The sequence below is a fragment of the Streptomyces sp. NPDC048290 genome (assembly GCF_040652095.1).
Classification (GTDB): Bacteria; Actinomycetota; Actinomycetes; order Streptomycetales; family Streptomycetaceae; genus Streptomyces.
Genome location: NZ_JBEZLM010000011.1, coordinates 160,046 through 179,433 on the forward strand (window position 1 = coordinate 160,046; position 19,388 = coordinate 179,433).

Below are 19,388 nucleotides of genomic sequence, written 5' to 3' on the forward strand. Positions count from 1 at the left end.
CGCCCCGGTGCCGACACACCCCGCCCGTGCGCGGCACCGGGACCCGCCCGCCCGACGGGAGTGAGCATGACCGACAGCCCCCCGCATCCACCGGCGGACGGCTCCGCGCTGCTCTGTCTGGTCACCGGCGCCAGCGGATACATCGGGGGCCGCCTGGTGCCCGAACTCCTCGACGCGGGCTACCGGGTGCGCTGTCTGGTCCGCACCCCGGCCAAGCTGCGCGACCACCCCTGGGCCGACCGGGTGGACATCGTCCGCGGCGACGTCACCGACACCGACTACCTGGCGCGGGCGATGGACGGCGTCACCGTCGCCTACTACCTCGTCCACGCCCTGGGCTCCGGACCCGGCTTCGAGGACACCGACCGCGAGGCCGCCCGCGCCTTCGGCGCCGAGGCCCGCCGCGCCGGACTGCGCCGCCTGGTCTACCTGGGCGCCCTCACCCCCGCCTCGGTCCCCGAACAGGACCTCTCACCCCATCTGCGCTCCCGCGCCGAGGTCGGACACCTCCTCCTCGCCTCCGGAGTACCCACCGCCGTACTGCGCGCCGCCGTCATCATCGGCTCCGGCTCGGCCAGCTTCGAGATGCTGCGCTACCTCACCGAACGCCTCCCCGTCATGGTCACCCCCCGCTGGGTCCGCACCCGCATCCAGCCCATCGCCGTCCGGGACGTCCTGCGCCTCCTCACCGGCTGCGCCGCACTGCCTCCCGACGTCAGCCGCGCCTTCGACATCGGCGGCCCCGAAGTGCTCACCTACCGCGACATGATGCGCCGCTACGCCGCCGTCGCCGGACTGCCCCCACGGCTGATCGTCCCCGTGCCCGTCCTCACCCCCGCCCTCTCCAGCCACTGGGTCGGCCTGGTCACCCCGGTACCCGCCGCCATCGCCCGGCCCCTGACCGAGTCCCTGCGCCACGAGGTGGTGTGCCGGGAACACGACATCACCCGGTACGTCCCCGACCCGCCCGGCCACCCCCTCGGCTTCGACCGCGCCGTGGCCCTCGCCCTGCGCCGCATCAAGGACGCCGAGGTCGCCACCCGCTGGTCCTCCGCCGCCGTCCCCGGAGCACCCAGCGCCCCCCTGCCCGGCGACCCCGACTGGGCCGGAGGCAGCCTCTACACCGATGTACGCCAGCGCCTCGCCGACGTCGGCCCGGAGACCCTGTGGGACGTCGTCGAGGGCATCGGCGGCGACAACGGCTGGTACTCCTTCCGCACCGCCTGGGCGCTGCGCGGACGGCTCGACCGGATGGTCGGCGGCGTCGGCCTGCGCCGCGGACGCCGCGACGCCCGGCACCTGAGAGCCGGGGACAGCCTCGACTTCTGGCGCGTCGAGGAGATCCAGCGCCCCCGGCTGCTGCGGCTGCGCGCCGAGATGCGGCTGCCCGGACTGGCCTGGCTGGAACTCCGGGTCGAGGGCGACGGCCCCGTCCGCTACCGCCAGCGCGCCCTGTTCCACCCGCACGGCCTCCTCGGCCACCTCTACTGGTGGGCGGTGTCCCCGTTCCACGCACTGGTCTTCGGCGGCATGGCCCGCAACATCGTCCGCACGGCGGAACGCGGCACCTCCGGCGCCCCCCGCCCCGGACTCCGGGCCCGACTCCGCCGCGCGACACGGAGAGGCTGACCGACGGGACGGCGATCACCCGCTCCCAGGGCTTGACCAGGAACGCGGAGCAATCGGATCGTTCTCCCCAACGATCAAGGGGTGGGAACGATGACGGTGCACACGTACGCCCGGCGCTGCGAGGAACTCTTCGTCCTCGGCGGCTACGCCGCGGCACGGGCGACGGCACGGGAAGGACTCGACAAGGAGGGACCCGACCCCGTGCTCCAGCCCTGGCTGGGCCTCGCGCACGCCGCCGAGGAGGACGACGACCACGACGACGAGGCGGAGGCGGCGTACGAGGAGGGGCTGCGGCAGTGGCCCGACGACCTCGGACTCCTCGTCTCCTACCTGGAACTGTGCCAGCGCGCCGACGAATGGGAGCACCCGGCGCGGGGGAGACGCGCGGAGCCCCTGAAGCGGCGGATCGCCGAACTGGCCCCACCGGGCTCGCCCGAGGCACAGCAGGTCGCAGCCGCCGTGGGCTGGGCAGGCCGCGGCTACTGGGAGGACGCCGAGGCCCGGCGCGCACGCGCCCGGCACGAGCGGGCCGAACTGAGCACCGACATCAAGGACCCGGTCCCGTACGCGGAGCCGGGCGCCGCACACCCCGAGGACCTTCGGGCCGCGACCGTCGCGGCGGTCCTGGAGACCCTGGACGGCCCCCGGAACGCCCTCCTGCGCCTGGTGCTCCACCACCGCGTCGCCTGCTACGGCGTCACCATCGTGCTGGCCCTGCTCACCAACCAGATCCTCATCCGGACCGGCACGGTCTCCTTCAGCCTCTGGGGCTGGTTCTGGTATCTCCCCCTCCTCCTGACCGAACTGAAGCTCAAGCAGGCCAGGCGGCTGGCGAGGGAACGGGTCGTGGAGGCGGTACGGGCCCGGCACGCGGCGGAGCCGGACGACGCGTAGCCCCCCGCGCGCCCTAGCTGACCGCGCCCCCTCAACGCCCCCGCGCCCCGCCCGACCGCCCCCTCACAACCCCCGCGCCGCCATCACCCGCTGTTCCGCCCGCTCCACCTCGAAGCGGCCCGCCGGGTCGCCGCCCGCGCGCTGCACCGCGCCGCGCACGAGGGCGAGGTAGAAGAGGGTCGGCGCGCAGGGCGTCCACCGGCCCTCGGGTTCGTCCGCGATGAAGCCGAGCACCGACTCCGGGTCGGCGTCCACGAACTCGAAACGGTCGTGCTCCCACTTGTCGGCGATCCCGCGCGACCAGCGCAGCCGCAGCGCGGCCTCGTCCAGCTCGGGCAGTACCGCGCGGAAGAAGCCCGCCCATTGGTGGTTGACCAGATCGAGTCCGAAACCGAGGAGTTCCAGCTTGAGTTCGTCCGTCCGGTGCACGGCGAGTTCCTCGTGCAGGGCGCGGCGGGCCACCGCGTGCAGACTGATCGGGCTGAAGCCGTCCTTGGGCAGATCGTGCTCGCGCGCCAGGCCCTCGTTGGCCGAGGAGTTCCAGCGCGCGTTGTTCGGCCCGGCCACCTGGGCACTGCGCCGGGAGAACAGCATCTTCGTGTCCTTGCCGGTCTCCAGGGCCACATTGACGCCGAAGCTGCAGTTCATCCAGGCCGGAGCCTCGACCGGGTCCCTGTCCTCCAGATACTGCTTGCGCAGGGTGAGCCCGTTGTCCTGGCGCCGCTCCAGATTGAGCGACGTGGTGAGGAAGTCGAAGTAGTCGGCGTCCCGCAGCGACAGCGACACCACCGGCTCCTCGGCGAGATGGGTACGCGTCACCACGACCCGCTCCACGGCGAACCGCGCGTTGTTCCAGCGGTGCGGCAGACCGCTGGCCTCCTTGCGTTCCTCCTCCGCCTCGATGGAACGCCGCCAGCCCCCGATCTCCTCCGGGAACTCCACCCGCTCCGGGGTGTAGCGGACCCGCACGTTGTCCTCGTCGATGGGCCGCGTACCGTCCCCCTCGACGAGATGACAGCCCGTTGCCCGACCGACCATGGTGAATCTGTCACGCATCGTCAACTCCAGTGGAAATAAGGTTGGATGGAACGACGGGAATGCCGTCGACTGCATGATACGGAGCGCTGTGAGCGATCAGCTGACGCGTGTGAAGGCCGAGCGGCGCTCCGCCTCCCTGGTGGGCACCGTCGCGGTCGCCGACTACACCCACCCCGACGAGGCCACCCGCCGAAGGCTGCGCCGCCCCCTGCTGGCCGACGTACGGAGCCGCTTCATCCGTACCGCCGACGAGGAACTCGGCTACGGCGTCAGCCTCCCCCTGGACCGCGCCGGTGCCACCCGGCGCCAGCTGTGGAGCGGCCTGGAGGACTTCCTCGCCGCCCCCGCCGAACGCAAGATCCTCTACTGGACGGGCCACGGCGTGCAGCGCGCCGCCGACGGCTACTTCCTCGCCTGCTCCGACTCCTGGCGGTCGGGAGAGTTCCAGCCCGAGCGGGCCGTCTCCCTGGTCGACCTGGTGGACCGCCTGCTGCGGCCCGGACACGACACCGACACCTTGCTGATCGTCGACGCGTGCTCCTCGCACAGCCTGCACTCCCTCAACGAGGCCCTGCGTCACGCCCTGGACCTGGAGCGGAGCGCGGCGGTGTACCGGGCGCGGGCGACCGGCAAGGGGGGCTTCGCCGTCATCGGCACCTCGGGCGCCGACGCCCAGGTCCCCGAGGGCCGCTGGGTCCGCTGGCTGGAAGAGGCCCTGGCCCGACCGGACTTCGTCGCCCCCGACCACGCCCGCCCCTTCGCCCCCTCCGCCCTCTATCTCCCGCTGCCCTATCTGCGGGCCGCCGTGGACGCCGGGGCCGCCGCGTCCGGACTGGACGACCCCGCCCAGCGCCCCGGCTATATCGAGGTGCGCGGGCTGCCCAACGACTTCCTGGACAACCCGTACTACGAGCCCTCGGGCGGCCCCGAGCACCGCACCGCCCGGCTGTCCCGGCGCAAGCCGTGGATCGAGGCCGAGCAGTTCGGACTGGAGGAGGGCAGCCACCTCAGTCACCACTTCGCGGGGCGGCGGGACGCGCTGAGCAGGCTGGTGCGCTGGATGGAGACCCACCCGGGCGGCCTGCTGGCGGTGACCGGTCTCGCCGGGACGGGGAAGACCGCGCTGCTCGGCAGACTGGCCCTCAGCTCCCTGGAGAGCTGGCGCCGGACCCTGGGCCCCACACTCGATCACGCCATCCTGCCCCGGCCGGGAACCGTGCACGCGGCCCTCAGCTGCCGCGGACAGTCCGCCCACTCCCTGGCCGCGGCGCTGCGCGAGGTGCTGGGCCAGGTCGACGAAGCACTGCCCCTCCCGGCGGACCCGGTGGCCTCGACGGCGTACGCGGACGCGTTCAGGGCACTCGTCGGGCGGGCCGGGTCGGTGAACCTGCTCTTCGACGCGCTCGACGAGGCCCTGCCCGACCAGGCCCACGACATCGTCCGGCAGCTGCTCAACCCGCTGTCCCGGCTGCCGGGCGTCCGGGTGGTCGTCGGCACCCGCGCCCAGCCCCGCCGTCGTACCACCGCGTCCGCCGCCGAGGAGGAGTCGCTGCTGCACGCGCTGGAGCAGAGCGTCGAACCCCTGGTCCTCGGCGACGACGCGGAGGCACGCGCGAGCATCACGGGCATGGCGATGTCCGTCCTCGACGCGGACCACTCCCCGTACCGGGGCGACGGGCGGGCCAAGGAGGACCGCCTCTGGACGGCCGAGACCCTCGCGGCACAGAGCCAGGGCTCGTTCCTGGTGGCCCGGCTCGCCGCCACCGCACTCGCCCACCGTTCCCACACGGTCACCGAGTCCGACCTCCTGGACTGGATCCGCGCGGGCGGTATGGACCTGCGTGAGCGGCTCGCCGCGGAGACCCGCGACCTCGAAGAGCAGCCGGGCGCCCGGCGGGCCCGCGAGGTGCTGCGCGCCCTCGCCGTGGACCAGGGAGCCGGACTGACCCCCGACGACACCTGGCTCGCCCTCGCCAACGCACTGCGCGACGACCACACCCCCGAACTGACCCCGGACGACGTACGCCAGGTCAGCCGCTTCGCCGGGGGAGGCATCGTCGCCGCCCGCGCGTCCGGGCCGGGGGAGGAGGCCCAGGGCGTCCGCCACCAGCTCGCCCACCCCAGCTACGGCGACTACTACCTCCGCGACGCCCGGCTGACCACCCCGGAGGCACACCGCAGGGTCGTCGCCTCCCTCCGGGCCCGCACCGGCGGCGACTGGGGCGGAGCCGACCCCTACACCACCGAATATCTCGGAGCGCACGCCGCCCAGGTCGGACCGGCCGCCCTGCGCGACCTCTTCGAGGATGTGCAGTTCCTGCTGCGGACCAACCCCCATGTCATGCTCCCGCTCGCGGCGGGCCTCGCCCGCGACTGCGACGGAGCCGCGCTCTACGGGCGGGTCGCCGGGGCGTTCCCGCGTGCCTCCGCCCCGCTCCCGGCGCCCGTCCTGCACGCCCGCAAGGCGCTGACCAGCGCCACGGCCTTCGTCAGCCACCGGGACGCGACCTTCCGCGGCCTGCGCGACCTGGACGGCTTCCTGCCCTGGCAGGAGTACTGGACCGATGTACGGCCCGCACCGCCGGAATGGCGGCGGGCCGCGCCCCTGGGCGGAGCCAGGGCCCTGAGCTGGCGCGCGGGCAGCACGGTCGCCGCTGTGCCGCCCTCGGACACGCTCACCGCCGCCGGGCTGGGGGAGATCCAGGTACTGCACCCGGAGTCGGGCGCCCGGCTGCTCACCCGTCGGCTGCCCCGGTCCGAAGGCGACCGCGCGAACGCCCTGAGCGAGGTGCGCGAGGTGGGCACCGGACCCCGCTGGGCCACCGTCGCCCAGGACGGACAGGCCGTGTACTTCTGGGGTGTCGGTTCCCGCGTCCCCGACCAGGAGTACCGCTGGGGCGGCACCGTGGGCGCCCTCGCCACCGCCGAGGTGGCCACGGAGACCGTCGCGCTGGCCGCCGACGGCTCCCGCATCTGGGTCTGGTACTGGAACAGCGGTCTCCAGCAGGTCGGCACCCACCTCACGGACATCCGCGCCGGGGACGTACGACAGCTCGCCGCACTGACCCTCGGCACCCGCCTGTTCGTCCTGGCCGCCGGAAGCACGGCCGCGCTGCTGGAGGTGGACCGGGGCCTCAACCGGGTCGGCGGACTGCGCCCCGAGCAACTGCCCCTCGGTGAGCTGGACGCTCCCGCGCTCTCCGCCGCCGCGGTCGTCGCCCCCGGTCGCGGCACGGCACCGGAGCGCGGCTGGCTCGCCGTGTCCGACGGACAACGGGTCCGTGTCTGGTGCTGCGAGACCGACGCCGCCGCCCACGACGAGCCGCCGACCGTACGCCAGGTGACCGACTTCCGCTCCCAGGCGAAGGCCCTGGCCTTCGGCCGGTACGGCGACGAACTGCTCCTCGCGGGGTACGAGGACGTCCGGGTCCGTATCTGGTCCGTCGAGGAACCCGGCCGGGGGACCGCGTTCCAGCTGGACGCGCCCCGCGAGGGCGCCATGGCCTTCGAACCGCACGGACGGGGACGGCTCGCGGTGGCCGACGGACCGGACATCCGGTTCGTGGACCTGGTCCCGGCGCTGGACTCCGCCCACGAGACCCTGCGGCGGCCGAGCAACGAGCGCCCCGCGGTCGCCCTCGCCCCCGCACCCGGCGGTCCGCCGCTGCTGTGCCGGGCCTGGGGCGAGACGGTCCGTGTGTCTCGCCCCGCCCAGGGCGCCCCGGCCACCCACCCCGCCACCGACCTCACCCACCCGGCCCGGGTGACGGCGGTCGACGCGGTACGGGTCGCGGACGGCTGGACGGTGGCCGCCGCGGCGGGCCGCACCGTACGGCTGTGGCGGCTCGACGAGGAACTGACCGTGACGGACCGTCAGGACATCGCGCTGGGCGGGGACGCGGGCGAGCCCGCGCGCGCCCTCAGCCTGGTCGCCGACCCCGGCCGGGCGACCCTGCGGCTGTGCGTCGCGGACGGCTGGCGCCTGATCCGCCACGAGATCCCCTCCGGCGACCCCGCCGCCGCACGCCCGGCGGACCCGATCCGCATCGACTCCGGTTTCTGCGGCATCGACACCAGGGTCATGCGGGACGGCACGTACTGGCTCGCCGGGGACCTCGGGGACCAGCTCCGCGTGTGGCGGGAGCACGAGGAGGGCGTCGAGCAGCGCATCCGCAAGGCGGCCACCCCCACCTGCCTCGCCCTCGGCGAGCTGTACGACGCGGAGGACGCCGAATCGCTGCCCCTGCTGGCCTGGGCGGACGGCGGCACCGTCTACGTCAAGGACTGCTCAGGCGAGGGACTGACCCCGCCGGACCGTCTGGAGGGCTCCTTCCCGCAGGTCACCTCACTGGTGTTCGCGGGGGACGTGGAACGGCCCGTGCTGCTGCTCTGCGCCCCGCGCACGATCTCCCGCGCCTGGGACGTCTGGTCCCGGCGATGGCTGACCGGACCGGGCGTCCCCTCCCGTGGCTACGACGTCCAGGCCGTCGCCGCCGCCCCCGACCCGGAGGGACTGGTGCTGGCCCTCCAGGGCAACGACCGCTGCGACCTGATCCGGCTGTCACCCGCATACTTCGGGACGGGGCAGCGGTGACCGGGGCCGGGACGGAACAGAGCATCGCGACGCGAGCGAGGGGGAGAGCGGAATGGAACACGACCTGATGGTCTTCGTGCCGGGATTTCTCGGCACCCGGCTGTGCCGTGACGGCCAGGACGTCTGGGCGCGCAGTGGTGAGGCGCTGATCCAGGCGCCGCCCAATGCCGCCGCGCTGGCCGACGTGGCACTGCCCGAGGGACTGGGCGACCAACTGCCCGAGGACCGTTTCCGCCTGGACACCACCGCACTGCTCATGTCCCCCGACTCGGTCCCCGGCCTGATGTCCTGCCCGGGGTACCCCGACCTCCCGGCCGCCCTCGGCGACCCGCTCCCCGCCCAACTCACCGCGTTCACCTACGACTGGCGGCTCTCCCACATGCTGGCCGCCCGCCAGTTGAGGACCTGGGTGGCGCGGGAACTCGACCGGTGGAGCGCCCAGGTCGACGCCCACTACCCGGACCGTCCCGACGATCCGCGCGTCATCCTGGTCTGTCACTCCACGGGCGGTCTGATCGGCCGTCACTACCTGGAGTGCGAGGACGGCCGGGGCACCGCCCGGACCCTGGTGACCCTCGGCACGCCCCAGCACGGCCTGGCCCAGGCCGCCCGGCTGCTGGCCGGAGCGGCGATCCCCGGCACCGGCGGCCCGGACGCGGACGCCCGCGCCCGGCTCAACGAGGTACTGCGGGACTGGGCCGCCCACCTGCCCGCCGTGGCCGAACTGCTGCCGGTGTATCCGGCCCTGCGCGCCGAGGGAAAGACCCGGACGCGGTACATCACCGACCACCGCCGTCCGGTGCCGGGCCTGCCGACCGACCTGATCGGGGACGCCCTCGGCTTCCAGGAGACGTTCCGGGCGGCGAGCGACGGGCACCGCCGCACCGACCCCGGCGGCGGCCTCCCGTACGCGGTGCACTGTCTGGCGGGTGGTGAGCATCCGACGCCGGAGACCCTCACCGTCTCGGCCGACGGGTCCCACCTCACCGACGACGACGGCCAGGGACCGGGCGACGGCACCGTGCCGAGCCGGTCCGCCACCGCCGACTGGGCCGGGACCGAGCACGACGGCCCCATGCTCTGGACGGGGCTGCGCAACGAGGACATGGTGAGCCCCGCCGCGCTGCGGGACGTCCTGCTCGCCGTCCGCCGGGGAGACCCGCCCGGCGGGATGCTCGCCGGTTCCGGGGGCATCGCCCTGCACTTCCCGTCCCCCGCGGTCGTCGCGGGACAGCCGTTCGCGGTGGAACTGCTGGGACACGACCTGCTGCGACGCAATCTGCGGACGTTCATGTGGCGGTCGGGCAGGCCGGTCAGAGAGCCGGTCCGGTTCGAGGAGCACGGCACCGACCGCTACCGGGCGGTGGTCCTGGCGACCCCCGGCCGCTGGTGGATCGAGGCACAGGTGGACACCCCGGCGCACTCCGACCGCAGGGAGATCACCGTCTACCGCGCCGAGTGAACGGCCCGCGCACGACACGAAGGGAGGAACCATGACCCCGCCGCCCGACACCCATGACGCGTCCGACTGGCCGCACTGCGGACACGACGACGGCACGGACAGCCGCTGCCGGGGCCGCAGCACCGGCACCGGTGCGGCATGTCTCGCACACCTGGACACCGGGCGCCGCACGACCTACCTCGCCGGGCTGACCCCGGGCGCCGACCTGGACCACCGGGGCACACCCTTCACCCAGGACCTGCTGGACGAACTGCTCACCGCCCTGCGCGACCCGGCGACAGCACGGGCCCGGATCGGTCGGGCACGGTTCGACGAGGCCCGCTTCACGGGCGAGGTGGCCTTCGACGAGGTCGACTTCTCCGGCGTCTGCTCCTTCGCCACGGCCGAGTTCGACAGCGGCGCCCGCTTCCGCGACACCCGCTTCGCAGACGACCTCAGACTGGAGAACGCGCACCTCACCGGCGACCTGTCGATCGAATCACCCGAAGTCGGCGCCGACGCCTGGTGCTACGGGACCCGCGTCGACGGCGCCCTCCGGTTCCGCGTGGCCATCGTGCGCGGCACCGCCATGTTCCACGGCGTCACCACCGGCGAGGCCCACTTCACGGGCGTGCGCTTCAAGGGTCCTGCCCGCTTCGACGACTGCGCGGTGGACGGCCCGGCGTACTTCGACAGCGCGGTCTTCGGGGACGGCGCCGACTTCGACCGGGCGGCCATCACCGGCGCGGCCTGCTTCGACGGGGCGCGCTTCGACAGCGGCAGGGTCTCCTTCGACGGAGCAGAACTGGGCGGCGAGGCCCAGTTCTCCGAGTCCCGCTTCGCGACCGGAGCCACGTTCGACGGGGCGGGCTTCGGCGGCGACCTGGTGTTCGCCCACGCCCGGCTGGAGGGAGACATCCACTTCCGCAGAGCCGCGTTCCGGGGCACGGCCAGGATCGGCCCGCTGCTCCGCCCCGGGCTGGTCGACCTCTCCGACGCGGTCTTCGACTCCGCGGTGACCCTGGAGATCGCCGCGGACCGGCTCCGCTGCCGCAGGACCCGCTGGGCGTCCACCGCCGCGCTCCGTCTGCGGCACACCGCCGTCGACCTCACCGACGCCGTCCTCGAATTCCCGGTCACCGTGGCGGCCCGCTCCACCCGCTTCGTCTCCGCCTACGGCGAACCCGTCGACGAGACCGACCTGACGCCCGCCCCGGTACGGGTGGTGTCGATGAGCGGAGTCGACGTCGCCCACCTCGTCCTGGCCGACGTCGACCTGACCGAGTGCCGCTTCGTGGAGACCGTCCACCTGGACCAGCTCCGACTGGAGGGCCGGTTCGTGCTCGCCCCGCCGCCGGAGCCGATCCACTGGCGGGGCGGGCTCCCGGTGCGCTGGACCCGGCGCCGGACCCTGGCCGAGGAACACCACTGGCGGGCGACCCGCTACGCCACGGCCGGTTGGACACCCGCCCCGGCAGGCGTCGAGACCCACGACCCCGCCGTCCTCGCCCCCGTCTACCGGCAACTGCGCAAAGCCCTGGAGGACGGCAGGAACGAACCCGGCGCCGCCGACTTCTACTACGGCGAGATGGAGATGCGCCGCCTCGACCGGGAGGCGCCCCGCTCGGAACGGATGCTGCTGGGTCTGTACTGGGCGGTGTCCGGGTACGGTCTGCGGGCGCTCCGTGCCCTGACCTGGCTGGGCCTCGCCATGACCGCCACCGTCGTCGCCATGATGCTGTGGGGCCTGCCCCAGCAGGACCCGGACCTGGAGTCCCGGGGCAGCATCACCGGCCACCGCGTCACCCTCACCACCAAGAAGGCGGACCCGTCCACCCCCCAGGGCTCCTACGGCAGCCGTCTGTCGTCCGCCCGCTTCGACAAATCCGTCCGGGTCGTGGCCAACTCGGTCATCTTCCGCGCCTCAGGACAGGACCTGACCATCGCCGGAACCTATGTGGAGATGACCTCCCGCCTGGTCGAACCGGCCCTCCTCGCCCTCGCGGTCCTGGCCGTACGCAGCCGGGTGAGACGCTGACCGGCACCGGGGGACCGCGGCGGTCCCGTCACCGCCTCGGAGTGATGAAACTGTCGTTCACCACGTACCCGTCCAGACCGTGCAGCTCCCCGTACGCGAGCAGATCGCTGGTGCGGTTGATGAATCCGCGCCCCGAGTAGTTGAGCGAGGTGTTGCACAGAACGCTGAAGCCGGTCAGTTCGCCGAAGGCGGTCAGCAGCGCGGCCATACCAGGATTCGCGGCCGGATCGACGGTCTGGGTGCGCGCCGTCCCGTCGACATGGGTCACCGCCCGCAGCTCACCCGACTCGACCTGACTGAAGTACAGCATGTACGGATCGGGCACCCCGCCCCCGAACCAGCGGCCCGCGTCCTGCTCCAGACAGATCGGGGCGATGGGACGGTACCCCTCACGCTGCTTGATCTTGTTCAGCCTGACCGTGGTCTCCACGGTGAACGGCGCGGCCAGGATCGACCGGTTGCCCAGCGCCCGCGGCCCGATCTCCCAGCGGCCCTGCGCCCAGCCGATGATGTTCCCGTCGCGCAAGTAGCGGGCGACCTCGTCGCCGCGCACCGGACGGACCTCGTAGCGCCGGGTGTCGAACGGGAGATCCTCGACGAACTCGCCCCCCGCGTAGACGTCCCAGTCCAGGTCCGCCGACCCGGTGTAGTGGTGCTGGGCGTCGATGGCGGTGCCGATCGCGGAGCCGCTGTCGTTGGGACACGGCGGGACGAACACCGCCGGGAACAGCCCGCACTCGCGCCAGCGGCGGTTCCACTCGCAGTTGAGTCCGCAGCCCCCGGAGACGAGCAGCGGGAGACCCTCCGTCAGATGCTCCTGGGCATAGGTGTGGAACCGGTCGAAGATGGCGTCCGACAGCCGGGCGGCGAAGCTCTTGTAGGCGTCCGACTCCACACCGATGTTGTGGAACGGCGAGTCGGTCATCCGGTCCTTGAGACGGCCGGTGATGACCTGCCGCTGCCCGAGGATGAAGTCGATCACCTTCTGCTCGGCCGGGGTCGGCGGCCGGTTCCCGGCGAACCCGGCCAGCGCCATCTGCTTCCCCGCGTCCTGGAACCGGACGAACTCCTCATGGGGACTGTACTGGGGGTCGGCGAGCGCGAAGCCGTACGAGTACTTGTTGCCGGGGTAGGTGAGCACCTCCTTCAGATGGGTCACCCGCCCGCGCTCGTCGATGCGGTAGAAGGAGCCGATGTTCCCCTCCCACACCAGGCTGTAGAACGGCTGGTCGCGGCGGAACGCCGCCATCCCGTAGGAGGTCATGATGTGGGAGCGCTCATGGGTGGAGGAGAACAGCCGCACGCTCTTCCCGAAGAACCGTCCGGCCTGGTCCGTGATCGCCGAGTCACCCACACCGAAGTACCCGGCGCGCGACGGCTGGTCGGTGGCCTGTGTCCCCTTGATCCAGCCACTCATGGCGACCACGTCGGGCTGTTTGTCCAGCCGCTCCGCCGCCACCGCGAACGTCTCGGCGGTCAGGGTGCTGTACCGGAGGAACGAGTCCTTCTCCGCCTCCAGGGAGAAGAGCAGCTTCCCGTCCTCGACGGCCGCGATCGCCCCGTCATGACCTTCCTTGAGGGAAAGAATCAGCATGATGTTCGTCCGTTTCTCTGTGGATTCCCGTTCGCTGTGGATTCCTGATCCGGCGGCCACCCCGAGGCTCCGTCACACCGGACCGTCGCGATCGTCCGCGTCGCCGCCGCTGTCGGCCATGACCGACAGGGCCTTCAGGGCGAGCCGGTGCAACTCCGGATTGGCGGACAGGGCGCCGGTGCCACCGCTCGGCGAGGCGCCCAGGAGATCGGTACACACCCCACCGGCCTCCTCCACGAGGATCTGCACGGCGGTGATGTCCCAGGGATTCACGACCGGCTCGGCCGCGATGTCGAGGGTTCCCTCGGCGACCATGCAGTGCTGGAGGAAGTCACCGAAGGCACGGTCCTCCCAGCACTGCCCGGCCAGCCGCAGATAGGCCGCACGGGAGTGGAAGACGTCCCAGGTGCGGACGCTGGTGGTGGACAGATAAGCCAGGGCGAGACGGCTGTGTCCGGAGACCCGCAGCGGCACCGCGGCACGGCCGGCCGCGCCCCGCCGCAGCCAGGCGCCCTGTCCCGCCGCCGCCCACCAGCGGCTGCGCAGCGCCGGGGCGCTGATCACCCCGACGGTGGGACGGCCGTCCTCCAGCAGGGCGATCAGCGTGGCCCAGACCGGCACGCCACGCAGAAAGTTCTTGGTCCCGTCGATCGGATCGACCATCCAGGTCCGCCCGCCGCCGCGCACGGAGCCCCCGGTCTCCTCCCCGGCGAAGGCGTCCTTCGGCCGGGCGGCCCCGACCGCCTCCCGTACGGCCCGCTCGACGGCGGTGTCCGCGTCGGTCACCGGCGTATGGTCCACCTTCTCCCGGACCTGGAGATCGAGGGCCCGGAAGCGGCGGCCGGTGATGCCGTCGGCGACATCGGCGAGGTGAAGCGCCAGGTCGAGATCGGACCGCCCGGTCATGGAGCGCCTCCCGCACAGGTCATGGACGCCGGTGGTCGTCCCGGACCCGGCCCGCACCGGGCGGCCGGGTCCGCGGGGGACACGGCCCTCACCGCGGGTGCAGTTCGAGCACCTGGTACTCCATGACCCGGACCTCCTCGATCCGGCGCACCCGGCGCAGCACCTCGATCCGCATACCCGCCTTCTCGGCCAGCTGGTCGAGCCGTTCACGGTCCCCGAGGTCGGCCGTCCCCAGCAGCAGCCTTCCCCCCTCGGCCAGATGCGCGGGCGCCCCCGCGATGTACCGGGCCTGCCCCTGGTAGCCGGGATCGAACACGGCCGAATGCAGATCGGTGGAGAGCGCGTAGCCGTCCTCGACATAGGTCCAGGGGACGTTCCAGAAGACGGTGTTGAAGCGGTCGTCGGGCCCCAGCGCCGCGTACATGTCGCTGTGCAGCACCCGCACCCGGTCGCCCACCCCGTGCCGCCCGGCGTTGACGACGGTGTTGGCGACGGCCTTCTCATTGATGTCCAGCGCGGTCACGGAGGCACAGCCGCTGAGCGCCGCCGTCACGGCGATGACCCCCGTACCGCAGCCGATCTCCAGGAACGAACCGCCCCGCGGATAGGGCACGATCGACGCCAGCACCTCCGTGGCGGCGCTCAAGGTGCTGGGGAACACACCTCGGTGCAGGCTCCACTCCCGCCCCAGCAGCGTGAAGGAGTCCGGCAGGTCGTCCCCGACGAGGGCGTGCTGAAGGGCCCGGACCACGTCCTCGGGCGTCTCCTCGACGGACATGCTCACCACCTCTGCGCCGGAACGGACCGACGGGACGGATCAGCCGCGTACCGCACGAGCGCCTCCCGGTGCCGCCCCACCTTGCGGAAGGCTTCGGCGTACTGGTCGATGAGCCGGGTGTCCCCGGGCCAGTCGGTGAACGTGGGCAGGGACAGCGCGTGCCGCTCGACATGCTCGGCGTGCGAACCGGCCTCCGGGACGCTGCCCTTCTTCGGCGTGCCGGGGAAGAGCGGGTTCTCGGGGCGGGCGTACAGCGGCAAGGTGGACAGCCGGGGACCGGAGGGGGCGCCCACCTCCATGCCCTCGGCGCGCAGCGCCTCGATGAGTACGGAGCGGGGGACACCGCCCAGTTCGGCGGGCCGGTACAGCGGCTTGTAGCCGTACCAGGCGCCCATGTCGACCTGCTCGCTCACATGGACCGGCTCCAGATAGGGCACGTCCCCGAGCTGCTCGCCGAAGTAGCGCAGACAGCGGTGCCGGGCCTCCTTGCGGGCCGGGAAGGCGGCGAGCGCGTGCCGGGCGACGATCGCGTTGAACGGCGACATGCGCAGCTTGAGCCCGAACCCGGTGACCCAGTGCGCCCGCAGTTCCTCGTCGACGACGCTGTCCCGGGACCGGTCCCGGTAGTGCCCGAGGAGCGTGGCACGGTCGTGCACCTGGGGGTCACTGGTGACGAGGATGCCGCCCTCGCCCGCGTAGACGGCCTTGTTGGCCTGGAGGGAGAAGACCGCCGCGTCCCCGAACGTGCCCACTGGCCTGCCCTTGTAGCGGCTGCCATGGGCGTGCGAGCAGTCCTCCAGGACCCGCAGCCCATGCCGCTCCGCGATGGCCAGGATCGCGTCCATGTCGCAGGGGTGGCCCCACTGATGGACCACCGTGACGACCTTGGTGTGCTCGGTGAGGGCGGCTTGCAGCGCCTTGGGGTCCAGACCGCGGGTGTCGGGGTCGATGTCGGCCAGCACCACGTCACCGCGCAGCGCGAAGACGGGACTGAGCGCCGCGTGATAGGTGAGCGCCGGTCCCACGACGTCCACGCCCTCGCGCACGCCGAGCGCGAAGTAGGCGGCGAGGAGGGCGCTGGTACCGGAGTTGAAGGTGACCGCGAAGCGGGCGCCGCCGTCCAGGAAGGCGAGGAAGTCGGCTTCGAGCCGTCCGATGGGGCCGCTGTTGCCCTTGATGGAGATGTCGATGTCACGCTGCCCGGCCAGCTCGGACAGCTCCGCCGCGGCGGCGGGCGGCGGCCAGACCTCGTGCGGCAGCGGTCGTTCGACGGCGGGCGGTCCTCCGAGGAGGGCGAGTCGTTGCGCGGTGGTCATGGGTCCTTCCGGTGGTCGGAGGTGAGGTGGGGGTGGGAGGCCGGTGGATGTGGCCGCCTGGAGGGCATGGCGTGGTGGGGTGGGGTGGAGGGGCGGGGTCAGGCGCACCGGTCGCGGCCGACCCGGCTGCGGCGGAGGGGCGGGGTCAGGCGCACCGGTCGGCGAACCGGCTCCGCTCCCGCGACCGGTCCTGATAGATCCCGTCGATCGTGCGCACGGTGGCGAGCTGCCGCTGCACATGGTCCTGGCGGTAGCGGTGGTCGTCCAGGTGCTCCAGATGATGGGTCAGCATGGACCGCACGGCATCGGTCTTGGGACCGGCCCAGGTGTAACGCTCCAGCGGCAGCCCTCCGACGGCGTGCAGGGTGGCGAGGCCGGGGACGACGGTCAGCGCGCCGTCCGAACCGAGCACACACAGTCGCTCGGCCTTCTCGTGGTGATGCCGCGAGATACGCAGCGAGCCCGCCAGCCCGGTGGACGGATAGCTGCACTGGAGACTGACGAGATCCTCCAGCCGGCGGTCCCGCGTCTCCTGGTACTGGTGCGCGAAGACGGAGTGCGTCCGGGGCGGTTCGGACGCCGGGAACAGCCCGCACAGCGCGTCGATGAGGTGATAGCCCATGTCGAGGAGCACCCCGCCCATCGCCAGCCCCCGCGCGGCACGCCAACCGGCGGTCGGCTGGGCCAGGTTGAGGTGGTAGTCGTACGAGAACCAGTACGGCTCGCCGATCCGCGCGAGGTTCTCCCGGGCGAACTGGAACACCGGGTCGAAGTTCCGTTGCAGCAGTGTGAAGACACTGCGGTCGGCCCGCTGCGCCAGCTGCACGAGTTGCCGGGCCTCCCGTTCGGTGACCGCGAACGGCTTCTCCTTGATGACATGGCTCCCCTGGGCCAGCAGTTCCGCACACACCCGGAAGTGCTCACTGTGCGGCACGGTGACCACCGCGGCATCGAACTCGACCGTCCCGAGCGCCTGACCGAGGACGTCGTAGTGCGGGAATCCCCACGCGTCGGCCAGTGACCGGGCGGCCGGGGCGGGGTCGACCCCGCCGACCACGTCCGCGCTCTCCCGCACGAGCGGCAGATACTCCTGCCCCTGATGCCCGGCGAACCCGACCATCAGTACTCGAATACGTGGACGATGTACGCCGTTGTTTAAATTATCGCAGGGCATACGGAATATCCCTCTCGCGGAATGCCGGGTGAGGATGCGGAATGCCAGGTGGGATGCGGGATGCGGGATGCGGGATGCGGGATGCGGGCGCCGGACGCGTGGTTCGCGCGCCGGACGTGGCACAGAACCCGTGCGGACCCGCACCGGAATAGTGACCGCACCGGACGTCAGTGAGTCGCGCCGCGCTCCCCGGAAGCATCGGCGAGCCATATATGCGCGGCCGTCACCACATCCTTGATGAAGGTGCTTCCGCTGAGCAGGGCGTTCTCGTCCAGCAGCGAGACGTCCCCGGCCCCGATCCAGGCGAACTCGGTGTGCTTGTCCGCCTCCAGCCGGGGCGACGACAGGTCCCCGGCCACCTCGACGACATAGTCGGACTCGATGTGCCGCAGCCCGTCCGCCGACCACTCCTGGTGTGCCACCCGCGCGAGAACGCGGCGCAGCCGCCACCCGGTCTCCTCCGCGATCTCCCTGCGGAGCGCCTCCGCGAGCGACTCCCCGTCCTCCACGGCCCCGCCGACGACGTCCCAGCACCCGGGGAAGAGCCGCCGGTCCGCGGAACGCCGCTGCACGAAGACCCGATCGCAGGGGTCGCGGATCAACGCGCCCACCATCAGCCGGGGTCCGGTCACCTCGGCCATATGACCCGACCCGGCGGGACGGGCGCCGAGGTGCGGCCCCCAGCGGCGCACGCGATGACCGGACGTATCCACGGCGGTGGCCGGAAGGGTCGCTGAAGGGGCTGGGCGAGGAGACGGCTGATCATTGGTTCTCTCATTTCACTGGCACACAGAAAGCGTGCGCGCGGTACGCCCGGCGATGACCGACCCTGGATACGGACGCGATACGCGGGGCGGAAATCGGCGCGGCCTGAAGCTCGATAGGATCGACCGGAAAATATATTCGGACCGTCGACTTGTATGCCGAAGTCCCGGGGTCGCTATTGACTCGTTCTCTTTGCTCCGTGGCAAAAAATTCCCGTACCGCGCTTTCGTTAAACAGCCGTTTTCTGCCATCGGTTGTTGTGCGGTGCATCGAGTTGGCCGGATCGGTGATTCACCGGCGGCTCACCGGTGGCCGATCGGCGGCTCATCTGCGGCGGGCGACGAGGATGACATAGCCGATCTGCGGGAGCGCGCCGAACCGCGGAAGGGAACGGGTGGAGTTGAAGAACGCGTAATGGGGGTCGTCGGCCGAGGGCACGACATCGGCGAAGGCGTCGGCGAACGCCTGGTAGGTGCGGCGGACATGGTCCCCGATGTCGTCGAACTCCACCAGCTCCAGACCGGCGCTGTCGAGCGCCGCGCGCAGCTCCGCGGGCTGTGGGAAGGAGGGTGACTGGAAGGCGCGGCCGGTCCGGCGCACGATCTCCGCGGCCTCACCGGTCACCGGTACACGCAGCAGTACGTCGGTGACGACCAGCGGGCTGCCGGGGCGCAGGGTCCGGGCGATCTCGGTGAGGGCGGCGGTCCGGTCGGGGATGTGCATCATGGACTCGATGGCCCAGGCGCCGTCGAAGGAGTCGGCGGTGAAGGGCAGTTGGCGGGCGTCCGCGTAGCGGAAGTCGGTCCGGTCGCCGAGCCCGGTGGCGACGGCCCGCGTACGGGCGAGAGCGATGTCCTCGACGCTGATCGAGATGCCCGTCACGCGGGCGCCGGTGGCCCCGGCGATCCGCAGGGCGGGCCGTCCGGTACCGCAGCCGACGTCCAGGAAGTGTCGGCCGGGTGCGGGGGAGAGCCGCTGCGCCACGAGGTCGGTGAGCCGGTCGGTGGCCTGGTCGAGCGAGCGATCGTCGGAGTCGTCGTCCCAGTAGCCGACGTGGATGTTCCCGTCGACGGCGGCGGGCTCCGGGTGGTGCGGGCGGATCTCGGCCGGTGAGGGAGCGGTGTCGTGCAGGCATGGGTCATGGGTGGTCATCGAGGTCTCCCGAGGTGGGGGGGGGGGTGTTGGTGGCGGGAGGTGGGGTGGGGTTCGCCGCGGCCGGTG

Annotated in this window: 13 protein-coding genes; 5 read left to right on the forward strand and 8 right to left on the reverse strand. The window is 72.4% G+C overall.

The window, feature by feature from the left end:
• Nucleotides 1–66: 66 nt before the first annotated feature.
• Together AB0D49_RS20750 and AB0D49_RS20755 are read left to right on the forward strand one after the other, a co-directional pair.
• A complete protein-coding gene (locus tag AB0D49_RS20750) occupies nucleotides 67–1,629 on the forward strand; it encodes an SDR family oxidoreductase (RefSeq protein ID WP_362759183.1) in 1,563 nt (520 codons plus the stop codon).
• Between the two features lie 90 nt (nucleotides 1,630–1,719).
• The gene (locus tag AB0D49_RS20755; protein WP_362759185.1) at nucleotides 1,720–2,523 is read left to right on the forward strand and encodes a hypothetical protein; all 804 of its coding nucleotides are present in this window, start codon (nucleotides 1,720–1,722) and stop codon (nucleotides 2,521–2,523) included.
• A 63-nt stretch (nucleotides 2,524–2,586) separates the two neighbouring features.
• On the opposite strand, the gene AB0D49_RS20760 is transcribed toward AB0D49_RS20755, so the two are convergent.
• Nucleotides 2,587–3,579, reverse strand: a complete 993-nt coding sequence (locus AB0D49_RS20760; RefSeq protein WP_362759187.1) for a translation initiation factor 2 — start codon at nucleotides 3,577–3,579, stop codon at nucleotides 2,587–2,589.
• 70 nt (nucleotides 3,580–3,649) lie between these two features.
• Between AB0D49_RS20760 and AB0D49_RS20765 the strand changes: the two genes are divergently transcribed.
• The 3 genes from AB0D49_RS20765 to AB0D49_RS20775 are packed head-to-tail and all read left to right on the forward strand — an operon-like array spanning nucleotide 3,650 to nucleotide 11,634.
• The gene (locus AB0D49_RS20765; RefSeq protein WP_362759189.1) at nucleotides 3,650–8,155 is read left to right on the forward strand and encodes a peptidase C14 caspase catalytic subunit p20; all 4,506 of its coding nucleotides are present in this window, start codon (nucleotides 3,650–3,652) and stop codon (nucleotides 8,153–8,155) included.
• A gap of 52 nt (nucleotides 8,156–8,207) precedes the next feature.
• Entirely contained in the window at nucleotides 8,208–9,617 is a 1,410-nt protein-coding gene (locus AB0D49_RS20770) for a hypothetical protein (protein ID WP_362759191.1), read from the forward strand.
• Nucleotides 9,618–9,648: 31 nt separating this feature from the next.
• Complete coding sequence (locus tag AB0D49_RS20775) at nucleotides 9,649–11,634, forward strand: pentapeptide repeat-containing protein (protein WP_362759193.1); 1,986 nt, start codon at nucleotides 9,649–9,651, stop codon at nucleotides 11,632–11,634.
• 28 nt (nucleotides 11,635–11,662) lie between these two features.
• Here the strand turns inward: AB0D49_RS20775 and AB0D49_RS20780 are convergent, their stop codons facing one another.
• From AB0D49_RS20780 to AB0D49_RS20810, 7 genes are all read right to left on the reverse strand, one after another.
• On the reverse strand, nucleotides 11,663–13,228 hold the full coding sequence (locus tag AB0D49_RS20780) for a carbamoyltransferase C-terminal domain-containing protein (protein ID WP_362759195.1): 1,566 nt from the start codon (nucleotides 13,226–13,228) through the stop codon (nucleotides 11,663–11,665).
• A gap of 72 nt (nucleotides 13,229–13,300) precedes the next feature.
• Nucleotides 13,301–14,134 (reverse strand): histidinol-phosphatase, encoded by an 834-nt coding sequence (gene hisN / locus AB0D49_RS20785; RefSeq protein WP_362759197.1) that lies wholly within the window; start codon nucleotides 14,132–14,134, stop codon nucleotides 13,301–13,303.
• A gap of 88 nt (nucleotides 14,135–14,222) precedes the next feature.
• Nucleotides 14,223–14,912, reverse strand: a complete 690-nt coding sequence (locus AB0D49_RS20790; protein ID WP_362759199.1) for a methyltransferase — start codon at nucleotides 14,910–14,912, stop codon at nucleotides 14,223–14,225.
• A 2-nt stretch (nucleotides 14,913–14,914) separates the two neighbouring features.
• Nucleotides 14,915–16,228 carry a DegT/DnrJ/EryC1/StrS family aminotransferase gene (locus tag AB0D49_RS20795; protein ID WP_362759201.1) on the reverse strand — a complete coding sequence of 438 codons (1,314 nt, stop codon included), beginning with the start codon at nucleotides 16,226–16,228 and terminating at the stop codon, nucleotides 14,915–14,917.
• A gap of 145 nt (nucleotides 16,229–16,373) precedes the next feature.
• Nucleotides 16,374–17,348, reverse strand: coding sequence for a Gfo/Idh/MocA family oxidoreductase (locus tag AB0D49_RS20800; protein ID WP_362759203.1), 975 nt, complete (start codon nucleotides 17,346–17,348; stop codon nucleotides 16,374–16,376).
• Between the two features lie 221 nt (nucleotides 17,349–17,569).
• Nucleotides 17,570–18,094: an NUDIX domain-containing protein gene (locus tag AB0D49_RS20805; RefSeq protein WP_362759205.1), complete on the reverse strand. Its 525-nt coding sequence runs from the start codon at nucleotides 18,092–18,094 to the stop codon at nucleotides 17,570–17,572.
• A 397-nt stretch (nucleotides 18,095–18,491) separates the two neighbouring features.
• A complete protein-coding gene (locus AB0D49_RS20810) occupies nucleotides 18,492–19,319 on the reverse strand; it encodes a methyltransferase domain-containing protein (RefSeq protein ID WP_362759207.1) in 828 nt (275 codons plus the stop codon).
• Nucleotides 19,320–19,388 lie beyond the last annotated feature (69 nt).